A 4,031-nucleotide genomic window follows, 5' to 3' on the forward strand; every position below is an offset into this window, starting at 1 on the left:
GCCACGCTGAAGCCCGCGACGCCCTCCACGTAGCGACTGTGCAGGCGCCGCGCCACGGGATCGTCGTCGACGATCAGGGTGCGGATGGCGCGGCTGCCCTGTCCCTCGCCCGTCATCGTCTCCTCCGCAGCCGCACGGTCACCAGCGCCCCGCCGGCCGGGGATCTGCCCACCTCGATCTCACCGTCACGATCCCGCACGATCTGCCAGACCACCGCCAGGCCGACGCCGCGCGTCGCATGCTCCCCACCCGGGGCCTTGGTGGAGTACCCGTGCTCCATCATCATCGGCAGCGCCTCCGGGTCCAACCCCGGCCCGTCGTCACCCACGGCGACCTCGGTGCCCACCTCGTCGGCCAGCACCAGAACGTGGACGTGGCCCCCGGGACCCGCCGCCTCGACGGCGTTGATCACCAGATTCGCGATCAGCGAGACGTCGTCCGCCCCGAGCTCACCTGCACTCGTCGAGGTCAGGGGGTCGATCTCCAGCCGGCCTCCCCGCGACCGGTACTCCGCGGCCATCTCCCCCAGCACCGCGCGCAGGCGCGGGTCCTCGACACCCCCGTCGCGGGTATCCGCGCCGGTGACCGGGGCGAGCTCCGCCAGATACTCGAGCGCCGCGTCGGACTCACCGCTCTCGACGAGCCCGTACACCGCGTGGATCCGGGTCCGGAACTCATGGGTCTGCTCGCGGAGCGCCCTGGACAGCCGTCGCTGCTCTCCCAGTTCGGCGTTCTCCGCCTCCAGCCTGCGGACCCGGGCGCCGATCGCCGCGGAGACGCCGGCGGCCCCGGTCAGCCCGACCACCATCGCCAGCAGCACCCAGGGTGCCATCGCCGTGAGACTGGACCGCAGGTCGGCGGCGATCTCCGACTCCAGGACCCCCACCGATGCCGCACCCACGACGAGCCCGCCGCGGTACACCGGGACCTTGGCGCGCAGTGTCGGACCGAGGGTCCCCTCCTCGGTGCCGACGAAGGTGGCCCCCGCCAGCACGTCCGACGGGTCGGTCGAGACCGGCCGGCCGCGTTCCGCGGGCACAGGGTGGGTGATCCGGATCCCTCGCGCGTCGCTGATCACCACGTAGTCGACCCCGGACGCCTGCTGGATCAGCTCGGTCAGCGGTTGCAGCTCCTGCTCCGCGTCCCCGCTCCCGATGGCGTCCCGCACCTGGTCGAGCTCCGCGAGGCTGCGCGCGACCGCGAGGACCCGCTCGGTCATGGCCTCGCGAACCTGCCGCTCCTGGACCCGGGCGGCGGCATAGGCCGTCAGTCCCACGCAGGTCACCACCACCGCGAACTGGATCACCACCACCACGACGAGGCGGAACCGCCGCTCGAGCAGCCACTCCGAGTATCGCGCCACCCCGCTCCTCTCCTCGTGAGCATCAATGAGCACAAAGACTAGTTGTGCCCCACATCACACGTCGCCGATCCATGCTCAGCCCATACCCCGGTGGCACTCACGCCACCGGACATCTGGAAGGACCGTTGATGCGACACCCCCTTGCCCGCATCCTGACCGCGGTACTCGCTGTCGGGCTCACCACGGCCGCGGCGACCGACGCCAGCCGCTCCGGAGGCGGTGACAATCCCCGGACCCAACTGGCCATCATCGCACCGGCCGCCCCCGGCGGCGGATGGGACACGTTCGGCAGGGAAGCCCAGCAGGCCCTCATGACCAACGGGATCGTCAACGCCGTCCGGGTCCGAAACGTCCCGGGCGCGGCCGGCACCATCGGGCTGACGCAGTTCGTCCAGCTCGCCGGACGCACCGATTCGCTGCTGGTCACCGGCGGCGTGATGGTGGGCGGGGTGATCCTGCAGGATTCCGACGCCACGCTCGAGGACACGACGCCGATCGCCCGGCTGGCCGACGACTACAACGTGCTGGTGGTCCCCGCGGACTCCCCGTATCAGACGCTCGAGGAGTTCCTGGCGGCGTGGCGGGAGCATCCGGGGATGGCGATCGCGGGCGGATCGCTCGGGAGCATCGACCATCTGCTCACGGGCATGCTCGCCGAGGCCGCCGGGATCGACCCGGCCCACATCAACTACATCGCCTACTCCGGGGGCGGCGAGGTCGTGAGGTCGATGATCAGCGGATCCGCGGTCGGCGCGATCTCCGGTGCCAACGACTTCGACGCCCAGATCGAGGCGGGCGAGCTCCGCGCGCTCGGGGTGTCGTCGGCGACCCCGGTCGCGGAGCTGTCCACCCCGACCTTCATCGAGCAGGGCGTGGACGTGTCCATGTCGAACTGGCGCGGGCTGGTCGCCCCACCCGGCATCCCTGACGAGGTCAGGGACGAGCTCATCGCGATCATCGCGGAGATGCGCGAGACCGGGGAATGGCGCGACACCCTCGAGCGCAACAACTGGACCGACGAGTTCATGGCAGGTGACGAGTTCGCCCGGTTCCTCGACGCGGAGATCGCCACGACCGAAGACATCATCAGGGAGTTGGGACAATGACACTCTTATCCGACCAGGCGAGCGCGGGGGGCACGACGGCCCCGTCGGCCCCGGCCGCCCCGCCCACGGACCGTCGCCGCTGGTGGCGTCAGCGGACCGAGCTCGGGTTCGCCGCGGGCGTCCTCGCGATCGCCGCGTTCATGATCGTGCAGACCATCACCATGGACGTCCCCGAGGGAGTGGGAGCACCCGGGCCGCGGTTCTTCCCCGGCCTGGTGGCGGGCTTCCTGATCCTGACCGGCGGACTGCTGGCGATCAACGTCATCCGCACCCCCCGGCACACCGCGGCCACCTCGACGATGGGCCAGCTGTCCACCGACATGCTCGAGGACCTGGCCGCGATCGACGATCCCGTCGACCCTCCCACCACCACCGCGCCCGCGGCCACCGGCGGCCCGGACTACGTGCCCGTCGACTACCGCACCACCGGGATCGTGATCGCCGGCCTCGTCGGGTTCGCGATCCTCCTGAAGCCCGTCGGCTGGTTGATCACCGCCAGCGCGCTGTTCTGGATCGTCAGCCGCGCACTGGGGAGCCGGCGACCGGTCTTCGACATCGCGGTCTCGGTGATCTTCGCCTCCGTCATCCAGATCGCCTTCTCGGCCGGGCTCGGCCTGGGCCTGCCCGCCGGAATCCTGGAAGGAGTCGTGCCGTGGAGCAACTGAGCCTGCTGGGTGACGGCATGGCCGGGGTGCTCACCCCGATGAACCTCACCCTCCTGCTGATCGGTGCCCTCCTCGGCACCGCGGTCGGCGTCCTTCCGGGACTCGGCTCCGCGATGGCGGTCGCCCTGCTCCTGCCGGTCACCTTCACGCTCGACCCGACCGGCGCCTTCATCATGTTCGCCAGCATCTACTTCGGCGGACTGTTCGGTGACTCGACCTCCGGGATCCTGCTCAACACACCCGGCAACTCGTCGGCCATAGCCACGACGTTCGAAGGGCACCGGATGGCCATGAGCGGCCGGGCGGCCAAGGCCCTGGGGATCTCGGCGATCGGCGCCTTCACCGGCGGCATGATCGCGTGCGCGTGCGTCGTGATGTTCTCCCCCTACCTGATCGTCCTCGCCCGGGCGTTCTCGTCACCCGAGTACTTCGCCCTCGCGGTGTTCGCCTTCGTCGCCATCTCGGCCGTCGTCGCCGAGTCCGTCGTGAGGGGACTGGCCGCGCTCGGGCTGGGGCTCGCGCTCGCCCTGGTCGGCACCGACTCGATGACCGGCACCCAGCGCTTCACCCTGGACACCCCGTCACTGTTCGAGGGCATCTCGATCATCGTGATCACCGTGGGACTGCTGGCCCTCGGCGAGGTCCTGCACCAGGCGTCGCGGATCCGCCGTGAGGCGACCGTCGGCGGTCCGGTGGCCACCGAGGGCTCCCCGTTCCCGACCCGCAAGGAGATGCGCAGAATCTGGCCGGCGTTCCTCCGGGGCACCGCGTTCGGCCTGCCCTTCGGCACGATCCCGGTCGGCGGGTCCGAGGTCCCGACGTTCCTCGCCTACGGCACCGAGAAGGCCCTGGCCGCGCGGCGGCACGACCCCGACTTCGGCACCCGCGGCGCGCTCC

The 4,031-nt window shown here is 71.0% G+C and carries 4 protein-coding genes; 3 read left to right on the forward strand and 1 reads right to left on the reverse strand.

Translation table 11 applies throughout. The annotated features are described in order from the left end of the window. Positions 1 to 112: 112 nt before the first annotated feature. Complete coding sequence (locus IY392_RS12785) at positions 113 to 1,363, reverse strand: ATP-binding protein (protein WP_095717645.1); 1,251 nt, start codon at positions 1,361 to 1,363, stop codon at positions 113 to 115. Between the two features lie 128 nt (positions 1,364 to 1,491). Here IY392_RS12785 and IY392_RS12790 point away from each other — a divergent pair, with 128 nt between their 5' ends. From IY392_RS12790 to IY392_RS12800, 3 genes are all read left to right on the forward strand, one after another. Then, entirely contained in the window at positions 1,492 to 2,469 is a 978-nt protein-coding gene (locus IY392_RS12790) for a tripartite tricarboxylate transporter substrate binding protein (RefSeq protein WP_182613082.1), read from the forward strand. Continuing rightward, a complete protein-coding gene (locus IY392_RS12795) occupies positions 2,466 to 3,134 on the forward strand; it encodes a tripartite tricarboxylate transporter TctB family protein (RefSeq protein WP_194861421.1) in 669 nt (222 codons plus the stop codon). Before IY392_RS12790 ends, IY392_RS12795 begins: the two co-directional genes overlap by 4 nt. After that, on the forward strand, positions 3,122 to 4,031 hold a 910-nt coding region (locus IY392_RS12800; protein ID WP_194861422.1), incomplete at its 3' end, for a tripartite tricarboxylate transporter permease. The genes IY392_RS12795 and IY392_RS12800, both read left to right, overlap by 13 nt.

The sequence above is a fragment of the Dietzia sp. SYD-A1 genome (genome assembly GCF_015356725.1).
Taxonomy (GTDB): domain Bacteria; phylum Actinomycetota; class Actinomycetes; order Mycobacteriales; family Mycobacteriaceae; genus Dietzia.